Raw genomic sequence first — 18290 nt, 5'->3', positions numbered from 1 at the left:
GGTTCGGTACGGTACGATTGTATCACCACTGTTTGTGGTACTACGTGCTGGCGTGATCCAGTAACCTCACTGTGTCTGCGAGGACCACACTCAGCGTGAGACAGACCAGCACCCCGACTTTGGCAATCACGGTGGGAAGCACGGTGGCGACGAGAAGCGTGAACGCGAGCGCGTAGAGCGCGAACAGGAGCGCGTACATCGTGTCTCCCTCGATGGCTGCTGTGAGTCCTACTAGTAGCAGTCCAGACACGGCGTACCAATCGAGGAACTGCTCAAGTGGAAAGTCCGCGATGAGAACTGGATTCCAGATGATAATGGCGAAGACACCGGCGACGAATAGCGACAAAACGATCCAGAGCGGACGATGCTGTCGGATCCCGACATCGAACATACTGTTGGTTCACGAGCGGAGCGTATAGTAGATACTATCGACCGTATTCTTCTAGAATTTCACAATTCCGACCTCTCGACCATCGTCTAATCGCGCTCGGGTTGGGCCAGATTCACGTCGCATGCGAGAACTGTTTCGCTGCCGGTACAGCGTAATAGCAGCCAAGAACGCGAGGACCGCACCAATCACGATGAGCACACGTTTTGCGTTCATACCTCGCGTTGTACGTTCAGTAGTATGACTGTTTGGATGGTTAGCATGGGTCGTACGTCGATCGTCGATTCGATCGTTGATCGATACTGTGAACCTCCATTCGTTTTGTTCGATCAGCCGTGATACTCGATGGATTTGAATGTATCACTGGACAGTGAGCTGTCTGCGTTCTCTTGAAAGCATTTACCTCATCGCTTTGCAGTGTTCCGTATGTCTGAATGTGTCTTCTGTGATATCGCCGATGAGCAGGAATCCGCCTCTCGTCTCTACGAGGATGGTAGCACACTTGCATTTCTCGACGCTGCACCTGCCACTCCCGGCCATTCGTTGGTCGTTCCGTTGACTCACTACGAAACGCTGACAGATATGGAACCAGATCTCGTAGCGAGCGTATTCCGGACTACCCAGCGCGTCGCAAGCGCTGTCGAGTCAATCGTTGATCCAGATGGTCTGAATATCATCCAGTCGAACGGCGTGGCTGCTGGCCAAGACGTGTTTCATGCCCACGTTCATATCGTGCCACGCTACGAAGCGGACGGTATAACCCTCCGCTGGCCACACGGACAGCTGACCGACGAGTCGGGACGAAATCTTGCCGTTGCAATCCGCGATGAACTGTGAACTTCGTGTTCGTTTTTGTCCTCCGAGGCTACGATTGTGCTCTGTCTGTTCGATGGTTAACCGAGTAGTTCGTTCGTGTGCCGACCTATGGCCCATTTGCAGACCACAAACACCAGTCAAAAGTGATTCAGTAGATAGACACCGGAGCGGGTCGTTTACGGAGCCACACCGACCGTCAGGAGCGTTCCGTACTCCCGGTAGCGTTCAACCATCTCTTCGCGCGTATCCCACTCTTCGGTTGGAAACGCGTTTTCAGACGGGATAGCTATCTCACGATCGGGGATGGTGTCCTGTTCGGCGACGTGAAATCCTGCTGTTCGGAACGCTTTGCGATACTCTGCCCGAGACCAGCGGGTCATCTCCACGCTGATGAACTCTTGCCAGTCGTGAGAATGAATGTTCTCCTCGTAGTAGTTCACAGCGCAGAAGAACGTCCCGCCCGGTCGGAGGACACGAAGGATTTCGGAGAGCGTATTCTCCGGTTTGGCGGCGTAGTAGAATGCTTCCATCGACCAGACGTGATCGAAGCTGTCGTCCGCAAACGGGAGGTCGTCAAAATCGCCTCCGACGTAACCGATCGCTGGATCCTCCGTGTACGAACGAGCCTTGCGCGCCATCTTGGGCGAGCCATCAAATCCGTAGACACGTCCCGACTCTCTCGTCTCGCGGAGCGCACGCCCAGCGTATCCGCTCCCGCAACCGAGATCGAGAATCACATCGCCTGTCTCGACTGGCATCCGCGCTAATGCGTGCTTTGCGGTGTGCCAGTGGCGCTCTTCCATCCCTCGATCGCGGCCGTCGGCCGCCCACGCGTCGAATTCCTCTCTGACTCCCATATCGGTCTTCTCATCGCTATGATCAAAACTCGTTCGCCCGAAGTTTCTCGAACAGTGGGTCGGTGTCTTCGGTCCTGATGGGTCGAGTCCGCGGACTCGACTAACAGTCGATATCATCTCTCACCGACCCCCGCCAAAGACACCACTGTCTGCGCATGTTGATACCACACGAACCCCTTCGTTTCGACTGGAACTCCCAATCCGTTCCACACGCTTAACACGACCCCACGCTCATCCTCCGTATGGCTGACCGGGATCTCATCGAAGCGTTACAGACCGTCGATGCGGTACAATTCGGCACATTCGAGCTTTCTCATGGAGGGACGAGCGATTACTACGTGGACAAGTATCTCTTCGAGACGGATCCGCACTGTCTTGGGCTCATCGCCGACGCGTTCGCAGAGCGCATCAGCGAGTCAAAGCTCGCTGGAGTTGCGCTTGGAGCGGTTCCCCTCGTGACTGCGACGAGTGTTGGAACGGATCTTCCGTACGTCATCGTGCGCAAGAAAACGAAAGAGTACGGCTCGGGGAATCGTATCGAGGGTGTCCTCGAAGATGGCGAAGAAGTCGTTGTTCTCGAAGACGTTGCTACCACAGGTCAGAGCGCGATCGACGCTGTTGGGGCGCTTCGAGAAGCTGGTGCCACCGTGAACCGAGTGCTCGTGGTCGTCGACCGCGAGGAGGGGGCGAGTGAACGGCTCAAAGCAGAAGGTATCGAATTAGAAGCGCTCCTCACAGCCTCCGAGCTATTGGACAGTTCATAACCGTCACCGAATTTGCACTATCGTGGGAACAAGCAACGTTGTTACAACTGAATTTGCACGCTGCGGGTGATTTTGCTGACGAGTACGCTTCTCAAACTCCACACCGATGATTATCTCACTCACTTTCTCAATCGAAGTATCCATACTGGTGTGTTGACGAGTAGTCGTATGAACAGGGCGGAGAAAGCGACGCTTCAGTTGCGCGCGGTGAAAGTGCTCCGGATGCTCAAGCAGACGCGAACGTACGACGAGCTGGCCGAGACAACCGGTCTCTCGGCGGGCGATCTGAATCGGTACGTCAACGGTCACGTTCTCCCTGGTCCCGAGCGCGCACGGGTACTTCTCGCAGAGACGGGGCTCGAAACCCTCGCTGCCGAGTTGGATACCCGTCTCGTCGTCGATCGAGATGGCTACGTCGATAACTCCTCACTCGTTTTCGATCAATCCTTTCTCGATCTCGTTGCTCCCGCTGTCGCAGAAGCGTTCGCGTTCGAACAGCCGAGCGTCGTTCTGACAGCGGCGACCGACGGTATTACGCTCGGAGCAGCGATGGCACGGTATTTCGACGCTCAGATCGCCTACGCGAAGCAGTCGAAAGAAACGGCTGTCGAGGAGTTCATCGAAGCGCGTTCACGGCTCGAAAGCGGTATCGAACTCACGTACTATCTCCCTGCGAGCGCTCTTAGCTCGGGTCAGCGAGTGCTCGTCGTCGACGATCTCATCCGCTCGGGAGAAACCCAAGAACTTCTCCTCGACATCGCTGCCTTTGCGGACGCCACCGTTGTTGGCGTGTTCACGCTCATCGCTGTCGGGACCGACGGTATCGACACTGTTCGAGAACGGATCGACGCCCCTGTGAACTCCCTCACGACTATTGTGTGAATCCTTCAGAGCAATCACACACGCTTGACACACTCCAGCGGTGTTTTATATGTGATGCTAACGTACCCACGTCGATGTCATCAATCGAACTCTACGAGCTCGAAGGATGCCCGTTCTGTTCGAAGGTTAAGCAGAAACTCGACGAAATCGGGCTTGAGTACGAATCGCACTTGGTGTCACGCTCCCACGCAGACCGAGATGAGGTCAAGGAGGCTAGCGGACAAACCGGTGTCCCAGTGCTCGTCGACCACGAACACGACGTCGAAGGAATGCCTGAATCGAGTGACATTATCGCGTATCTCGAAAAAACCTACGGCGATAGCAAACGAGCAGAAACAGGCGCTTGAGACCAAAGCGTGTTGTGCGACAAAACGGAGCTGAATTTCATTGTAGAATATTATAGAACGAACTTAATGATTTGCTAGACGTATTCTCTCGTGCGATACACGCAGTCGGTGTCTCTCACCCTCGGTAGGGGAACCAGCGCAACTTCCATATAGGCTGTCTACGTCTACCGATCTGAGCCATGAAGAAGATCCTCGCAAGTATCGGTATCGGCTCAGCGACAGTCGATACTGTGTTGCCCTCTACGACAGTTACACCCGGCGAGACTATCGACGCCGAAATCAACATCAGTGGCGGCAACGCGGAACAGGATATCAGTGCTATCGATCTTGAAATTGAGACTCGATACGAGACCGAAGAGGGGTATGCAGAAGGAACGATTGACCGGCTGCGTCTCTCTGATGGATTCACGATCAGACCAGGACAAGACGAGATCCGCACGACATCGATCGAGATTCCGTACAACACGCCGGTAACGATCGATCGAGTCGACGTTTGGATCGAGACGGAACTGGAGATTGATCTCGCACTTGACCCTGAGGATAAGGATTATCTCGACGTCCGACCGACCCCCCGGATGCAGGCGTTGTTCGATGCGGCCGAGGACCTCGGATTTTCCCTGCGAAAGTCCGCGTGTCAAGCCGACCCGTATGGACGATACACAACGGGGAGACCGTTCGTTCAGGAGTTCGAATTCCGGCCCCAGAGTGGCCCATTCGCTGGCCGTGTCGACGAAATCGAACTGGTCTGTGATGCGGGCTCTGATGCGCTTGCGGTCACTGTCGAAGTGGACCGTCGCGGTGGTCTGCTCAGCGAGATGACTGACATGGACGAACGGAAAACACAGATCACCATTCGGAGCACGGACCGCAACCAGATCGCAAATCAGCTCAGCGAGATACTCGAACGCTTCTCCTGAGCCGTGTGGTCCCGCTCGAACGGAAAGTAGCGATTGCGTTGGGGAGGGAACACCAGAACGACTGCGGCTTCTTTGATTGATCGTCCAGTGAGATACGTCTCCTTGTAGGGATACTGATCGGCTCCGAAGCCTCGATTCCTGATGTATGAATGAACGTGAGCCGTGAAGTAACTCTGCGACGGTGTATGTGGCTCACCCTCCGAGTAATCAACCAACGAAATTGGTACCCGCCGTCCGTTGCTGTCGCTCAGCACAGCGGTCGAGAGATAATAGCAATCTAGTTCGCTACTCTATGCTGTTTCCTTTTCCTCTGCTCGTTCGCGGATGAGTTCTCTGAGTGAGTCGCTGTCGTCGATCTCTTCGATTTCGTCGCGCTGGATGAGCGCTGTGGCATCGACCGATTCGCGGTCCGTTTTATCGACGACGTAGACGGATGTTGTTCGCGTGACGTGGCCGACTGAGCTCATGATCTTCGCGCGCTTTTCGGCAGTCCGGTTGAACGCCGAGTGACCAGTGAGCACCTTCTCACGTTCGTCCTCGCTGACGGCTTTGAACGGCGAGCGCAGCGTTGGGTGTACGTCGAACCCAACGCGCGTGAGGACGGTAACGAGCTGTTCGTCGTCTGGATCGACTTCTGGATCGTCGGGTGTCGACTCGTCCTCGTGAACGTCCCCTGGATCGAAGACATCGACTGGATCCGTGAGAGGAGCGTTGAACAGCTCTTCTAACTGTACGGCTACTTCGACGCTTGCGTTCATTCCGCTCTCGTACTTCGAAACGGTGCGTCTCGAGACGCCGAGTTCGTTCGCCAGTTGGCCAAGGCTCCACTCGCGCTCTTCGCGTTCATCGGCGAGCACATCCCCATCGATGCTTACGTACAGCCCACCGGGGGCAGCGTAGATGAGCGGCGGGACCTCTTCGACGAAGAGATCCATTGCGGTGTCTGGGCTGAGAACTGGTACGCCGTGGCGGAAGTACACGACCCCCGGTTCGAGTTGTTCATCGCGAGTGCGAAGGCCAATGACGATCGGTGTCGCATCGAGATAGAACCCGAGCCGACGCATCTCTGTCCCTGTGGCTGTGTCGAATGAGTCGATATTACCGAGAATCTTGACAAGGATGACATCCTTGCTACGACGGGCGGCAATATCGAAACTCTTCGGACGAACAGCACACCGGTCGCTCACGAGAAAGCCCGCATCTTCGAGCATGGCTATCACGTTTCCGACCAGTGCAGACCGTGACATACATGACCATAGGCGATTCCGACCATATATGCGTTGTGTCGACGGGCAAATCTGTCCCAATAGTTTGCGAAAAGTATATATACATAGGAGCTCAGCGAAAGCCGTTTGTCTCCTGACCGAGGATGACCCATTGTGACGGTTATCGGTCTCGATGACACCGATTCCCGCGATCGCGGGATGTGTACTACCTACGTTGCCCATCTGATCGTCGAGCGACTGCGCGAGCACGACGCTGATGCGGAATCGAGTGTCGGACGCCCGCTGCTCGTTCGTCTAAACCCTGCTATCAAACACAAGACGAGGGGAAACGCTGCGCTTGCATTGCACACGACGCTCGATCTTGATGTGGCGCTTCCGATTGCTCGTGACGTTGTCGACCGACTTGCCGAGACCGAGGATCCGAATACGAATCCGGGCGTCGTCGCTGCCCCTGATCCAGCAGAGTGGAATCAGCTCGGTGCGTACGACGCTGTTCTCGCGTTCTCACGGGCTGCACTCCGCGATCGCCTCACAATCGCTGATGTCGAACGCGTCCTCGATGTTACTGGCTATCGCTCCGAAAGCTGGGGTAACGGACGCGGACGAATCGGTGCGCTTGCTGCCATTGGTGCATGGATCGGATGGAACTCGAAGGTGGACTCTGTGGATGAGATTTTCGGTGATTGGACGTACGAATGTATCTCCTATCGGGAGCCTGAGCAGTGGGGCTCCCGACGGACGGTCGATTCTGATTCGATCTTTCGAGCTGCTACTGATGGCTATCCTGCGGTCTGGGATACAGTTGATCGCGGTGAACGCGAGGCGGTCTGTGTTCCCCATACCCCCTGTCCCATTCTTCACGGTATCCGTGGAGACGACCCCAGTGAGTGCGAACGCATCGCCAAGCTGATTGAGAGCGAACCGGTTGCTGCGCGCGAAATCTTCGTGACGAATCAGGGGACCGATGTCCATCTACGCGATGGTACGATTGGTTCGGTCGCGGACGGCCGCGCGTATCAGGTGACGGGAACGATCACAGCTCCACCCGAAACGAAGCGGGGTGGACACGTTTTTCTGACCATCGAAAGCGAGAATCAGGGTGGCGATACAACCCTCCAATGCGCCGCGTTCGAGCCAACAAAACGCTTTCGAGAGCATGTCCGCGCGCTCCGATCGGGCGACCGAATCACTGCTTGCGGGGAAGTTTCAAGTGGAACACTCAAGCTTGAGAAGTTCGCTGTTCGAGCGTTGACGACGACAAGACGCGTTACGCCAACCTGTCCGGACTGTGAACGACGGATGAAGAGTGCCGGTCGGAATCAGGGCTATCGCTGTCGCGACTGTGGAACGAGTGCAGAGGACAAGGTCGATCGACCGATCGAACGCACGCTTGAGTTAGGGTGGTACGAAGTGCCGCCCTGTGCCCGTCGCCACATCGCAAAACCGTTGATCCGTGGCGGGTTCGATGCACAGACCCATCCCGAGCGATAGGGAGTTGGGCCTGATATGTGGTGGTCAGGTGAATTGTTACTGTTGATGAATCGCTATGCGCTGGCGTCTTTTCACGTTTTTAGCCCGCTCCCGGTCAGCGGGACAACGACCTCATCGTCGCCGGTGATGGTTCCCTGCTCGCGGTACGGTTCGAGCGCAGCGGGTGCGATAGCGCTCGTTGGTTCGACGTAGAAGCCATGTCTGTGCAGCGATTCGAGCTCGGTTTCGACTGCGTCAGCGCCGAGTGCGATGCAGTCTCCGTTTGTCGCTTCGATGGCTGACAGAATCTGATCCTTTCGCACTGGTTCTCGTATCTGGATCCCATCGGCGACGTCATTTTCCCCCGATACATCGGCGTGCAACTCGCTCGCAATGGGTGCGTAGCCGGCGGACTGAACACCGAGGAGCCGTGGCAGCTTCTCTGTCACTCCGGCATCGTAAAGCGCACGAAATCCCCGATACGCACCGAGAAACAGCGTGCCGTGTCCCACTGGCATGACGAGTGCGTCGGGAACGTCCCAGTCGCGCTGGTAGGCGAGTTCGTACGCCAGTGTCGCTGTGCCTTCGAAAAAGGACGGGTTCCACGCGTGGCTCGCGTACCAGCCCGTATCTGCCTCTACTGCCTCGATGCATTCTTCGGTAACGGCTTCACGCGAGCCTTCGACGCGGATGACCGTTGCGCCAGCTCGCTCTATGGTTTGTACTTTGCCAGGCTTGACGCCTGCGGGAACGTAGATAGTGCAGTCTAACCCTGCGCGAGCAGCGTAGGTGGCGATCGCTGCTCCTGCGTTGCCGGACGAATCCTCGACGATATGCTCGACACCGAGACCCACTGCACGCGAGAGGACCGTTGTAGCACCCCGATCCTTGAAACTCCCTGTTGGTGAGACGTACTCCAGTTTGAACTGGCAGTTCCACGGAGGTGGAGCCGTGAGTGAAGGCGTAAATCCTTCGCCGAGACTGATCCGACTGTCTCTGTTCTCAGAGAGGAACGCATCGAATGTCCACAGCCCCTCATGGGGATCGATATCGGTTTTGAACCGATCCGTTTTCTCTGGGTCAGGCTGCCCTGCTATGTCCAGTGGAGCGCCACATTCACATCGCCAGCGGTCCCGGTAGGTTCGATCACAGGACGAACAACGAAGCTTCGTTTCAGTACTCATCGAGATCCGTTCCGACCGAGCAGACGTATTCACCAGTTGCAACCTGCGGGAGGCGGCGTGTGCGCCAGAAAACGCCGGTCGAATCGGCGGTCACCGTGGATTTCACCCGACCGAACGTGTCTGTGACGTCGAACAGTGGGTCGCCGCTGGAGACGTAATCGCCGAGATCAGGATGAAACGACGTTAATCCTCCTGCGGGGGCTCCGTACTGTTCGAAGCTGTTTGCCCGCGTCTGAGGATGGATGTCGATACTCCCATCGATGAAGCCGTAGTATTTCAGCACCCTGTTCACTCCGCGAAGGCCGATTTCGATGCTCTCTTGATCCCATCCAACGGAGCCGCCGAGTTCGGGATCAATCGTCGGAACGCCCTCATCGGGTGCTGTCCGCGCGAGTTGCCCGTCAGGGCCTTTCTGATCGAGAATGAATCCACAGTCAAACACCTTGGCGAGTTCGAGACAGTCCGAGTGAAGACGGTGCCGGGATCCACACCGGACGCGCGTCTCATCGATCATCCGACTCGTCGAACCTTGATGCAGATCGAGAATGAGATCAGCCCGCATCGCGGCTTCGAAGGTGGCGTGAGCGATGCGCTCTGAGGACATTCCGTTTGGATCGCCCGGATACGCCCGGTTCATCTTCGTATCGTCGATAGGATTACGGTGTTCTCCGACTTGAAAGCCGTAATAATTGACAATACCGACGATGAGGATCTGTCCGGAAAGTTCGCTCGGATCAATCCGTGGAACAAATTGTTGGATAACCCCAACACCGTTGAGTTCGTCACCATCGCTCACTGCCTGAATGTAGAGTGTCTTGCCTTCGTCTTGACCGTTGATCACCGCGACCGGGAGACTGATCTCACTGCCGTCTCGAGCCTCCCCGACAGACAGCCGTCCCGTAGCAATTTCTCCGGGACAGGCGGTTGCGGTGCCGAGCGTCGTCATTGTATATAATCGGTAAATCCACACTCTTAGACCGTTCGATTTCCATAACGATTTTCGCTGTCAGTCACTGGAGTCGTTCCTCACTCGAATGACCCAATTTTGTGGTGGTATAGTTCATCATGCTGGCATTACACCACTTCAATTTTCATTTCTACTTGTACTATTGATATTGTTAGTGTCTGTATTTATGTCTTTGTGTTTGTTATTTCTCAATTTCATAGTGCGGATTCGATCTTTGGGTTGCGTTTTCGAACCGACGTTATACGTTCAGAAGAGTGGCTGTGTGAGTCCGGACAGGTGAACGTGAGCTCCGAAAAGCGAGTGCGAAGGCGCTTTGTCATCGGGTCTCGTAGCTGCTTGCGTGGTGAGCAACGACGAGTCATCGACCCCGCGCGCGAATAACGGTACTGCGGCGTTTCTTGATGCGCTTAATGTAACTCGGAATATGAAAATTGGCGTCGTTGTTGGCTTCGCGTTCGCCGCGCTGGTCTATGCCGTTCGCGTGTTCGAACTCCTTGGTCCCGCCCCACAGGGCGTGGCGGGTCCTGTCCTCTTTCTCGCGCTTGCGTTCGTTCTCGCGTTCGGGGCGTTTGTGCTCGTAACCATCTCGCTCACGCTCGTTTCAGCGTATCGACGAGTGCAGGAACTTGAGTAGGTCGTCCCAGATCACGTGGTGATTGTCGCTTCCGACCCAGAACGCTTTTCGTCTCTCCCGATTCAAGAGATCGTATGGCATCCGAACCCCTGCCAGTGAGTCTCGTGCTTCGGCTACAGCCGCGCATTGGGTTCGGCTTTTGCTTTTTTCCCGCGTAGGCAACGGTGGACTGGTGCCGAGCGGAAACGTGATGCACCCTGAAACCGCTGCTCTGCGTGAACCGCGTTTGATTTCCAGTAATCGCTACACTATCAACTATGAAACTTCCACGAACACAAGCCATCGTGCTCGAAGCAGCGAGCGCGACCGAGACACGAACGATCGATACGATCGCTGATACGGTCGATGAGAATCCGACGGCCGTTACCCGAGCAGCGTTCGAACTCGAAGAGGCTGGCCTGCTCCGCGTGGACGAACACACTGCGGAGTCTGTCACGCTCACTGACGAGGGCGAACGCTACTTCGATGATGGTCTCCCTGAGAACCGGCTCTATTGGGCCGCGATCGAATCCGGAGCAGACGAAACGCCTGTTTCGATGGGTGATCTCATCGAGCAGTCCGACCTCGACGGATCTGAGATAGATATTGCTCTTTCGAACTTTGCCCGCAAGGGCTACGGGACGATCGAAAGCGGTTCGGTGTCTGTCGATGCTGAGGCAGATCCTGACTCGGATCCAGAAGCCGCTGCGCTTCCCGATATCGCAGACGGAACGGGTGGGTATCACTCCGCCGACGTACTCGATGCATTGGAACGCCGGGGACTCATGAGTCGTGAGAAAACGTCTGTCCGGTCGATCGCGCTCACCGACGACGGCGTGACTGCGCTCATGGACGGTATCGAGGTCGCCGATACCGTCGGACAGGTCACACCAGATCTTCTGACAAACGGTGAGTGGCGAGATGTTGAGTTCGCAGATTACAACGTCGAAGCCGACGCCGAAACGATCAATGGCGGGAAAAAGCACGTCCTCCGCCGAATCGGAGATCGTGTCAAAACCGTTCTCGTTGGGATGGGATTCGAGGAGATGGATGGCCCGCACGTTGATGCCGACTTCTGGATCAACGACGCGTTGTTCATGCCGCAGGATCACCCAGCGCGCACTCACTGGGATCGTTTTGCGCTTTCTGCTCCCGAACGGATCGACGATCTTCCAGAGGATCTCGTCGAACGAGTCCGTCAGGCGCACCTTGAAGGTATCGAGGACGGTGACGGATATCATTCGCCGTGGGATGAAGAGTTCGCACGCGCGCTCGCGTTGCGCGGGCATACAACGTCACTATCGATGCGGTATCTCGCTGGACATTCGGTTGGAACGCTCGACCCGCCACAACGGTACTTCAGTGTCGAAAAGGTCTACCGCAACGACACACTCGATGCGACTCACCTCCTTGAGTTCTTCCAGATCGAAGGGTGGGTTATGGCAGAAGATCTCTCTGTACGGGATCTAATGGGGACGTTCACGGAGTTCTACCGACGATTCGGGATTACCGACATCCGATTCAAGCCCCACTACAACCCGTACACGGAGCCAAGCTTCGAGCTGTTCGGTCGACATCCAACGACGGATGAACTCATTGAGATCGGTAACAGTGGGTTGTTCCGTCCTGAGGTGCTCGAACCGCTCGGTGTCGATTGTGACGTGATGGCGTGGGGTCTCGCGCTCGAACGACTTGCAATGCTGATCACCGGAGCAGAGGATATCCGTGACTTGCATGGGACGCTCACAGATCTTGACTTCCTGCGGAACGCGGAGGTGATTCACTGATGCCAGTCGTTGACATCGACACGGACGATCTTCGTCACCTTGCCTCGACGGAGAACTCTGACGACGTGCTGAAGCGCGATCTATTCGCACTCGGTCTGGAGTACGAAGGCGAAACCGAGGACGGAGAGCTGCAGTTCGAGTTCGCTCCGGATCGGCTCGATCGCCTCAGCGTCGAAGGTGTCGCGCGCTCGCTCCGATACCAATACGGCCACGACCGAGGGGTCTACGTTCCGAGCACGAACGACTCGCAGTGGGTCATCGAAGTAGACGAATCGGTTCCCGAAGAGCGTCCCTACGTTACTGGTGCGGTCGTTCGCGGGCTCGACATGAGTGAGGAGAGCTTGCAGTCGCTCATCCAACTTCAGGAGAAACTTCACGCGACGATGGGACGAAAGCGCGCGAAGGGAGCCATCGGGGTCCACGATCTCACGATGCTCAAAGGCAGTCGGGCAGAAAGCGGCGCATCAGGATCCGAGCAGACTAAGACGATCACGTATCGGGGTCTTGCTCCGGACGAGGATCGATTCGTTCCACTGGACGGCGACAGCGATTACACCCCCGAAGAAGTGCTCTCGGAGCATCCGACTGGTGAGCAGTACGCCGATCTCGTAACCGAGTACGAACGCTACCCTGCGATCTACGACGACATCGGGTTGTTTTCGTTCCCTCCCGTGATCAACGGCCGTCGGACTGAGGTCACGGAGAACTCTCGGGATCTGTTCATCGAGATGACTGGAACCGATCAGTGGACTATCGACAAGATGTGTACCATTGTCTGCTACGCGCTCGATGCGCGCGGGGGCCAAGTCGAACGGGTTACGGTCGAGTATCCTGACACAGAACTGGATCGGCCTGATCTCTCTGTTACGGAGAAAACCGTCGAACACGAGCGCATCGAATCGATTCTTGGCGTTGATCTCACGACTGAGAACGTTGTCGACTACCTCGAACGAGCTGGGTTGGACGCCAATCCGACGACCGATGAGCGTCGGTACGAGGTCGCTGTTCCTCCGTACAGGGTTGATGTGCTCCATTCGATCGATCTCATCGACGATATCGGACGGGCCTACGGTTTCAACGAGCTCGAACCGCGCTATCCGGACGTGAGCACCATCGGTGGCTGTCACGACCGGACGCTACTCGAAGACGCTGTTCGGGACGTACTTGTGGGAGTGGGCTTCGAAGACACGCTGAACTTTTATCTCGGTAGTGAACGCGAATGCTTCGATCGGATGAATATCGACCTCACGTCCCAGGCTTCGGATGAGAATCCCGTTGGAGTCGCGCCCCCTGCGACGATCGAAGAGCCATACAGCGAGGAGTACACCATTGTCAGAACGTGGGCGCTTCCGTCGCTCTTGATGGTGCTGGAGAACAACACCCACCGGTCGTATCCACAGACGCTCGCTGAAATCGGCTTAGCGGCCCACATCGACGAGCAAGAGGAGACGAAGGTTGCGGAACGCCGGACTGTCGCAGCAGTTCTCGCGCGGACAGACGCAAGCTACGAGGACGCAAAGGCAACCCTGCAAACGATCGCACGCGCGTTTGATGCAGATCTTAGCACGCCACCGACCAGCCACCCGAGCTTCATCGATGGACGCACCGCGGACGTGGTGTTCGACGGCCAATCGGCTGGCGTCATCGGTGAGATTCACCCCAGTGTGCTCGTCGAACACGATTTAGAAGTGCCAGTCGCGGCGTTCGAGTTCGATCTGGAAACGATCGAGTGAACACGCTTCGTATTGTCGCGTCTTGTGGTATTTTCCCGGCCGTATTGCTCGCGCTCAGGCTACGTCTACTCCGACGGCTTCCTCGATTGAGTTGAAGCCGTCGCGCTCTAATAATTCAACGAGGCCACGATTGATATCGCGTGCAATCGATGGTCCCTCGTAGATGAATCCTGTGTAGAGTTGAACAAGAGATGCTCCGGCTCGGATCTTCGCGTACGCGCCTCGCGCATCCGAGACACCACCGACCCCGATGACGGGGAGAGTAGTGCGCTCTGCGACAAACCGGACTGCGTCGGTCGCCCGCTCTTCAATCGGGTCACCGGACAGCCCGCCTGTCTCCGCCCGATTGGTACTTCGGAGCGAATCGGGACGGTCGGTCGTTGTATTCGTCGTGATAATCCCATCGAGCCCGAAATCGGCGGCGACGGCCAGCGCTTCCTCGATCGCATCGTCGGTGAGGTCTGGAGAGAGCTTAACGAGAAGTGGTGTGGCACCCGCATCTTGTAGTGTTCCCAGAATCTGTTCGAGGTGCTCGCGGTTTTGTAGCTCGCGCAAACCAGGGGTGTTCGGACTCGAAACGTTGACCACGAAGTAATCGCCGCTCGATGCAACGCGGTTGTACGTATAGCGATAATCGTCGGCCGCCATCGACAGCGGCGTCGATTTTGATTTTCCGATGTTGACTCCGACAGGGACATCTACACGCGTCCGCGCGAGTCGAGCACCGACCGCGTTCGCGCCGTGATTATTGAAGCCCATGCGGTTGATGAGCGCGCGGTCTTCGGAGAGGCGGAACAGACGTGGTCTGGGATTTCCCGGCTGGCGCTCTGCGGTTACACCTCCTACTTCGACGTGTCCGAATCCAAGGCTCGCAAGCCCGGATGGGATCTTGGCGTTCTTATCGAAGCCAGCGGCAACGCCGATGGGATTCGAGAATTCGTGGCCGAAGACTGTCGTTGCTAACCGTGGGTCATCGACTCGGTATCGCTGAGAAATGGCCTTCATTACAGCGGTTTCCTGTACCGCGCCAAGCACCGAATGGACAGTATTATGCGCCGTTTCTGGAGGAAGCCTGAACAAGAGTGGTTTGACAGCGTCGTAGATCTGCATCAGAACTCGTGTTCGAGATCTTCGTCGGCACTCGCTTTCTGGATGATGATCTTGTTATCACGCACCCTGACGAATACTTCGTCTCCGATTTCCATCCCCGCAACTACAAGCTCGTCTTCGTGAAGGTTTAGATGAACGTTGTGGTACTCGCCGTTCTCGTCTTTGGCACCGCTCGGACTGAGCTTTTTCTTACGCACCATCGCAGTATCGTATTTCATCCTTCGATATACGCTATACATAAGTCTGGCGTGCTCAGAGTCTGCTTAATTGACTAATCGCGCATTATCCCTCTATATAAAAGTGGGGGCCGCCGCACCCCGATTTTGGGGATACAGTTATATGATGGTATGTACTGATTTGACGTGGAGGTGTGAAAATCATGGCACGCAGTACGGATGACAAACGAAATTTTGCGCTCAGAGAATCAAGTGGACAGGAATCGAGTGTGTTTTCCGGGCGAACACCACGTCAGGCTGCACTGAAGGCGGCTCGACGATTGGAGCCGGCATCATCAGAACAGGAGGCAGAACGCACGCATATAGAACTCCGTGAGAAAGGCACGAAGAAGGTACACATCTACGAAGGGTGGGCGTGGGAAGAAGACGCCCCTGATGACAAACCTGACTGGATGCCTGATCGAATTACCGAGGCTAACGTCTCGAAGCAGGGTATAGAACATCTTGACGAGATCTGAAATTAGCGATAGACATCTATCCCTCGTTTTTTCAATGTGCTATGATGGCCAGCGTAGCGTCACCCATCTCTGTCTACAGAAGTCGGAGCGCGACCGAGCGAACGTCTCTGGCCATGAGTGACAACGCTCGCTGCAGTGACGCTACACCATCTAATCGGGATAGATCATCAGTTCACGACGATTGTCCCCTCTCGCTTCGCGTCCGCATACTATAGATAAGGGGAACACGAAGCGAGGAGTGCGCGGCTCTCACTCGACCGGACCGAGCGTACAATCGCGGGATGACGGGTCGGTCTCCAGCCGCGCGATATACCATCTTCTGTTATGATATCTTCCTCATTAGTTGCGACCATATCTGCTTGTCACGTGTTGAGGAGGAGTGGTGAGCGTTTTCTCTGTGATCTCTCCATCCTATCGACGAGCTGTGCTGCACTTCTCACTACGAACATTCGATTACCCAGAATGTGTGTACCGTGTAGTTACGTCTCATGAAACCGCATGACGTGGCGCCTTTAGTTCGACGGGCTTAAGGTGGTCGTGCTATTCTGATTGAAATGCGAAGAACGCGGGGCGCGCCCCCTTAGGGGGTGCGCGTCCCCAGTCCGAAGCCCTTATATATACAAGGGCATTCGGATAAAATACGCAGTGAGCGTGGGTCTGTCGCTTGGATTCACGCTCGATCCGAAGCCTTTATGTATATGGGGGCATTCGGATGAAATACGCAGCGGGCGTGGGTTGTTGGATCTAACCCATGCCCAGGATCGATCGACAAGGGCGGTTCGATGGGTTTAATACCCCGAATGGCCTACGATCAGGTCCGAAGGAAATGAGGATTCCACCCCTACGGTCCGCCGTCAAGATGGAATCTGATGTTAGCTCTGATAGTTCGGTGATACTCGGTCGGTCGAGTATTGCCGCACGACCGATAGTTGGTGCATGCGACATGCACTCCGTCAAACCCTCCCCATTTGGGGAGAGCATTCCGGTTGATCCTGCCGGAGGCCATTGCTATCGGAATCCGCTTTAGCCATGCGAGTCGCACGGGTTTAGACCCGTGGCGAACTGCTCAGTAACACGTGGCCAAACTACCCTATAGACACGGACAATCTCGGGAAACTGAGGGTAATCCGTGATAGCGATCCCCTGCTGGAATGTGGGGAACGCGAAATGCTCAGGCGCTATAGGATGTGGCTGCGGCCGATTAGGTAGACGGTGGGGTAACGGCCCACCGTGCCCATAATCGGTACGGGTCATGAGAGTGAGAGCCCGGAGACGGACTCTGAGACACGAGTCCGGGCCCTACGGGGCGCAGCAGGCGCGAAACCTTTACACTGCACGACAGTGCGATAAGGGGATTCCGAGTGCGAGGGCATACAGTCCTCGCTTTTGTACACCGTAGGGTGGTGTACGAATAAGGGCTGGGCAAGACCGGTGCCAGCCGCCGCGGTAACACCGGCAGCCCAAGTGATGGCCGCTATTATTGGGCCTAAAGCGTCCGTAGCTGGCCGGACAGGTCCGTTGGGAAATCCACTTGCTTAACGAGTGGGCGTCCAGCGGAAACCGTTCGGCTTGGGACCGGAAGACCCGAGGGGTACGTCTAGGGTAGGAGTGAAATCCTGTAATCCTGAACGGACCACCGGTGGCGAAAGCGCCTCGGGAGAACGGATCCGACAGTGAGGGACGAAAGCTAGGGTCTCGAACCGGATTAGATACCCGGGTAGTCCTAGCTGTAAACGATGCCCGCTAGGTGTGGCGCAGGCTACGAGCCTGCGCTGTGCCGTAGGGAAGCCGCGAAGCGGGCCGCCTGGGAAGTACGTCCGCAAGGATGAAACTTAAAGGAATTGGCGGGGGAGCACTACAACCGGAGGAGCCTGCGGTTTAATTGGACTCAACGCCGGACATCTCACCAGCTCCGACAGTAGTAATGAAGGTCAGGCTGATGGTCTCTGCCCGAGCTACTGAGAGGAGGTGCATGGCCGCCGTCAGCTCGTACCGTGAGGCGTCCTGTTAAGTCAGGCAACGAGCGAGACCCGCACCTCTAGTTGCCAGCAACATCTCGCGATGGTTGGGTACACTAGGGGGACTGCCGCTGCCAAAGCGGAGGAAGGAACGGGCAACGGTAGGTCAGTATGCCCCGAATGAGCTGGGCAACACGCGGGCTACAATGGTCTGGACAATGGGATGCTACCCCGAGAGGGGGCGCTAATCTCCTAACCCAGATCGTAGTTCGGATTGCGGGCTGAAACTCGCCCGCATGAAGCTGGATTCGGTAGTAATCGCGTCTCAGATGGGCGCGGTGAATACGTCCCTGCTCCTTGCACACACCGCCCGTCAAAGCACCCGAGTGGGGTCCGGATGAGGCCACCGTCCGGTGGTCGAATCTGGGCTCCGCAAGGGGGCTTAAGTCGTAACAAGGTAGCCGTAGGGGAATCTGCGGCTGGATCACCTCCACAGATCGGGACCAGGTCGATGACCTGGCCCACCTTTATACGGATCGGACGTGAGGCAATTGATTGACCGACCGAGCACTTTAGA

The 18290-nt window shown here is 56.3% G+C and carries 18 protein-coding genes and 1 rRNA gene; 11 read left to right on the top strand and 8 right to left on the bottom strand.

What is annotated here, in order from left to right; all coding sequences use genetic code 11:
* Positions 1–40: 40 nt before the first annotated feature.
* Both MW898_RS15910 and MW898_RS15905 read right to left on the bottom strand, forming a co-directional pair.
* Complete coding sequence (locus MW898_RS15910; protein ID WP_248908744.1) at positions 41–391, bottom strand: hypothetical protein; 351 nt, start codon at positions 389–391, stop codon at positions 41–43.
* A gap of 51 nt (positions 392–442) precedes the next feature.
* Positions 443–604, bottom strand: coding sequence for a hypothetical protein (locus MW898_RS15905; RefSeq protein WP_248908743.1), 162 nt, complete (start codon positions 602–604; stop codon positions 443–445).
* Between the two features lie 210 nt (positions 605–814).
* Between MW898_RS15905 and MW898_RS15900 the strand changes: the two genes are divergently transcribed.
* The gene (locus MW898_RS15900) at positions 815–1225 is read left to right on the top strand and encodes an HIT family protein (protein WP_248908742.1); all 411 of its coding nucleotides are present in this window, start codon (positions 815–817) and stop codon (positions 1223–1225) included.
* A gap of 155 nt (positions 1226–1380) precedes the next feature.
* On the opposite strand, the gene MW898_RS15895 is transcribed toward MW898_RS15900, so the two are convergent.
* On the bottom strand, positions 1381–2061 hold the full coding sequence (locus MW898_RS15895; protein ID WP_248909786.1) for a class I SAM-dependent methyltransferase: 681 nt from the start codon (positions 2059–2061) through the stop codon (positions 1381–1383).
* Positions 2062–2303: 242 nt separating this feature from the next.
* On the opposite strand from MW898_RS15895, the gene pyrE reads away from it, so the two are divergent.
* The 4 genes from pyrE (at position 2304) to MW898_RS15875 (ending at position 4971) form a co-directional block, all read left to right on the top strand.
* Complete coding sequence (gene pyrE, locus MW898_RS15890; RefSeq protein WP_248908741.1) at positions 2304–2825, top strand: orotate phosphoribosyltransferase; 522 nt, start codon at positions 2304–2306, stop codon at positions 2823–2825.
* 168 nt (positions 2826–2993) lie between these two features.
* Positions 2994–3707 carry a phosphoribosyltransferase family protein gene (locus tag MW898_RS15885; protein WP_248908740.1) on the top strand — a complete coding sequence of 238 codons (714 nt, stop codon included), beginning with the start codon at positions 2994–2996 and terminating at the stop codon, positions 3705–3707.
* 74 nt (positions 3708–3781) lie between these two features.
* Positions 3782–4054, top strand: coding sequence for a glutathione S-transferase N-terminal domain-containing protein (locus MW898_RS15880; protein WP_248908739.1), 273 nt, complete (start codon positions 3782–3784; stop codon positions 4052–4054).
* 179 nt (positions 4055–4233) lie between these two features.
* Positions 4234–4971: a sporulation protein gene (locus tag MW898_RS15875; RefSeq protein WP_248908738.1), complete on the top strand. Its 738-nt coding sequence runs from the start codon at positions 4234–4236 to the stop codon at positions 4969–4971.
* A gap of 290 nt (positions 4972–5261) precedes the next feature.
* Here MW898_RS15875 and MW898_RS15870 read toward each other — a convergent pair whose 3' ends face one another.
* On the bottom strand, positions 5262–6218 hold the full coding sequence (locus tag MW898_RS15870) for a transcriptional regulator (RefSeq protein WP_248908737.1): 957 nt from the start codon (positions 6216–6218) through the stop codon (positions 5262–5264).
* A gap of 132 nt (positions 6219–6350) precedes the next feature.
* On the opposite strand from MW898_RS15870, the gene MW898_RS15865 reads away from it, so the two are divergent.
* Positions 6351–7688 carry a tRNA(Ile)(2)-agmatinylcytidine synthase gene (locus MW898_RS15865; RefSeq protein WP_248908736.1) on the top strand — a complete coding sequence of 446 codons (1338 nt, stop codon included), beginning with the start codon at positions 6351–6353 and terminating at the stop codon, positions 7686–7688.
* A gap of 71 nt (positions 7689–7759) precedes the next feature.
* Here MW898_RS15865 and MW898_RS15860 read toward each other — a convergent pair whose 3' ends face one another.
* Positions 7760–8851 (bottom strand): threonine synthase, encoded by a 1092-nt coding sequence (locus MW898_RS15860; RefSeq protein ID WP_248908735.1) that lies wholly within the window; start codon positions 8849–8851, stop codon positions 7760–7762.
* On the bottom strand, positions 8841–9797 hold the full coding sequence (locus MW898_RS15855) for a succinylglutamate desuccinylase/aspartoacylase family protein (protein WP_248908734.1): 957 nt from the start codon (positions 9795–9797) through the stop codon (positions 8841–8843). Before MW898_RS15855 ends, MW898_RS15860 begins: the two co-directional genes overlap by 11 nt.
* Positions 9798–10161: 364 nt before the next feature.
* On the opposite strand from MW898_RS15855, the gene MW898_RS15850 reads away from it, so the two are divergent.
* The 3 genes from MW898_RS15850 (at position 10162) to pheT (ending at position 13951) form a co-directional block, all read left to right on the top strand.
* Complete coding sequence (locus tag MW898_RS15850; protein ID WP_248908733.1) at positions 10162–10452, top strand: DUF7536 family protein; 291 nt, start codon at positions 10162–10164, stop codon at positions 10450–10452.
* Between the two features lie 257 nt (positions 10453–10709).
* Complete coding sequence (gene pheS, locus MW898_RS15845) at positions 10710–12218, top strand: phenylalanine--tRNA ligase subunit alpha (RefSeq protein WP_248908732.1); 1509 nt, start codon at positions 10710–10712, stop codon at positions 12216–12218.
* A complete protein-coding gene (pheT, locus tag MW898_RS15840) occupies positions 12218–13951 on the top strand; it encodes a phenylalanine--tRNA ligase subunit beta (protein ID WP_248908731.1) in 1734 nt (577 codons plus the stop codon). The genes pheS and pheT overlap by 1 nt, the downstream gene beginning before the upstream one ends.
* A gap of 54 nt (positions 13952–14005) precedes the next feature.
* Here the strand turns inward: pheT and MW898_RS15835 are convergent, their stop codons facing one another.
* Both MW898_RS15835 and MW898_RS15830 read right to left on the bottom strand, forming a co-directional pair.
* Positions 14006–15061 carry a quinone-dependent dihydroorotate dehydrogenase gene (locus MW898_RS15835; RefSeq protein WP_248908730.1) on the bottom strand — a complete coding sequence of 352 codons (1056 nt, stop codon included), beginning with the start codon at positions 15059–15061 and terminating at the stop codon, positions 14006–14008.
* Positions 15061–15261 (bottom strand): hypothetical protein, encoded by a 201-nt coding sequence (locus tag MW898_RS15830; RefSeq protein ID WP_248908729.1) that lies wholly within the window; start codon positions 15259–15261, stop codon positions 15061–15063. The genes MW898_RS15835 and MW898_RS15830 overlap by 1 nt, the downstream gene beginning before the upstream one ends.
* Before the next feature lie 179 nt (positions 15262–15440).
* Between MW898_RS15830 and MW898_RS15825 the strand changes: the two genes are divergently transcribed.
* Complete coding sequence (locus tag MW898_RS15825; RefSeq protein ID WP_248908728.1) at positions 15441–15755, top strand: non-histone chromosomal MC1 family protein; 315 nt, start codon at positions 15441–15443, stop codon at positions 15753–15755.
* A gap of 979 nt (positions 15756–16734) precedes the next feature.
* Positions 16735–18206 (top strand): 16S ribosomal RNA (locus tag MW898_RS15820).
* Positions 18207–18290 lie beyond the last annotated feature (84 nt).

It is taken from the genome of Halocatena marina, from assembly GCF_023276375.1.
Taxonomy (GTDB): Archaea; Halobacteriota; Halobacteria; order Halobacteriales; family Haloarculaceae; genus Halocatena; species Halocatena marina.
The sequence above is the reverse complement of the archived record's forward strand: the minus strand, read 5'-3'. Positions and strand labels throughout refer to the sequence as shown.

Bases quoted from the DNA above. Each gene is read 5' to 3' on its own strand.
- pheT (WP_248908731.1), top strand. From the start codon at position 12,218: ATGCCAGTCGTTGACATCGACACGGACGATCTTCGTCACCTTGCCTCG.
- MW898_RS15875 (WP_248908738.1), top strand. From the start codon at position 4,234: ATGAAGAAGATCCTCGCAAGTATCGGTATCGGCTCAGCGACAGTCGAT.
- MW898_RS15860 (WP_248908735.1), bottom strand. From the start codon at position 8,851: ATGAGTACTGAAACGAAGCTTCGTTGTTCGTCCTGTGATCGAACCTAC.
- MW898_RS15830 (WP_248908729.1), bottom strand. From the start codon at position 15,261: ATGGTGCGTAAGAAAAAGCTCAGTCCGAGCGGTGCCAAAGACGAGAAC.
- MW898_RS15900 (WP_248908742.1), top strand. From the start codon at position 815: ATGTCTGAATGTGTCTTCTGTGATATCGCCGATGAGCAGGAATCCGCC.
- pheS (WP_248908732.1), top strand. From the start codon at position 10,710: ATGAAACTTCCACGAACACAAGCCATCGTGCTCGAAGCAGCGAGCGCG.
- MW898_RS15910 (WP_248908744.1), bottom strand. From the start codon at position 391: ATGTTCGATGTCGGGATCCGACAGCATCGTCCGCTCTGGATCGTTTTG.
- MW898_RS15895 (WP_248909786.1), bottom strand. From the start codon at position 2,061: ATGGGAGTCAGAGAGGAATTCGACGCGTGGGCGGCCGACGGCCGCGAT.
- MW898_RS15885 (WP_248908740.1), top strand. From the start codon at position 2,994: ATGAACAGGGCGGAGAAAGCGACGCTTCAGTTGCGCGCGGTGAAAGTG.
- pyrE (WP_248908741.1), top strand. From the start codon at position 2,304: ATGGCTGACCGGGATCTCATCGAAGCGTTACAGACCGTCGATGCGGTA.
- MW898_RS15835 (WP_248908730.1), bottom strand. From the start codon at position 15,061: ATGCAGATCTACGACGCTGTCAAACCACTCTTGTTCAGGCTTCCTCCA.
- MW898_RS15870 (WP_248908737.1), bottom strand. From the start codon at position 6,218: ATGTCACGGTCTGCACTGGTCGGAAACGTGATAGCCATGCTCGAAGAT.
- MW898_RS15880 (WP_248908739.1), top strand. From the start codon at position 3,782: ATGTCATCAATCGAACTCTACGAGCTCGAAGGATGCCCGTTCTGTTCG.
- MW898_RS15825 (WP_248908728.1), top strand. From the start codon at position 15,441: ATGGCACGCAGTACGGATGACAAACGAAATTTTGCGCTCAGAGAATCA.
- MW898_RS15855 (WP_248908734.1), bottom strand. From the start codon at position 9,797: ATGACGACGCTCGGCACCGCAACCGCCTGTCCCGGAGAAATTGCTACG.
- MW898_RS15905 (WP_248908743.1), bottom strand. From the start codon at position 604: ATGAACGCAAAACGTGTGCTCATCGTGATTGGTGCGGTCCTCGCGTTC.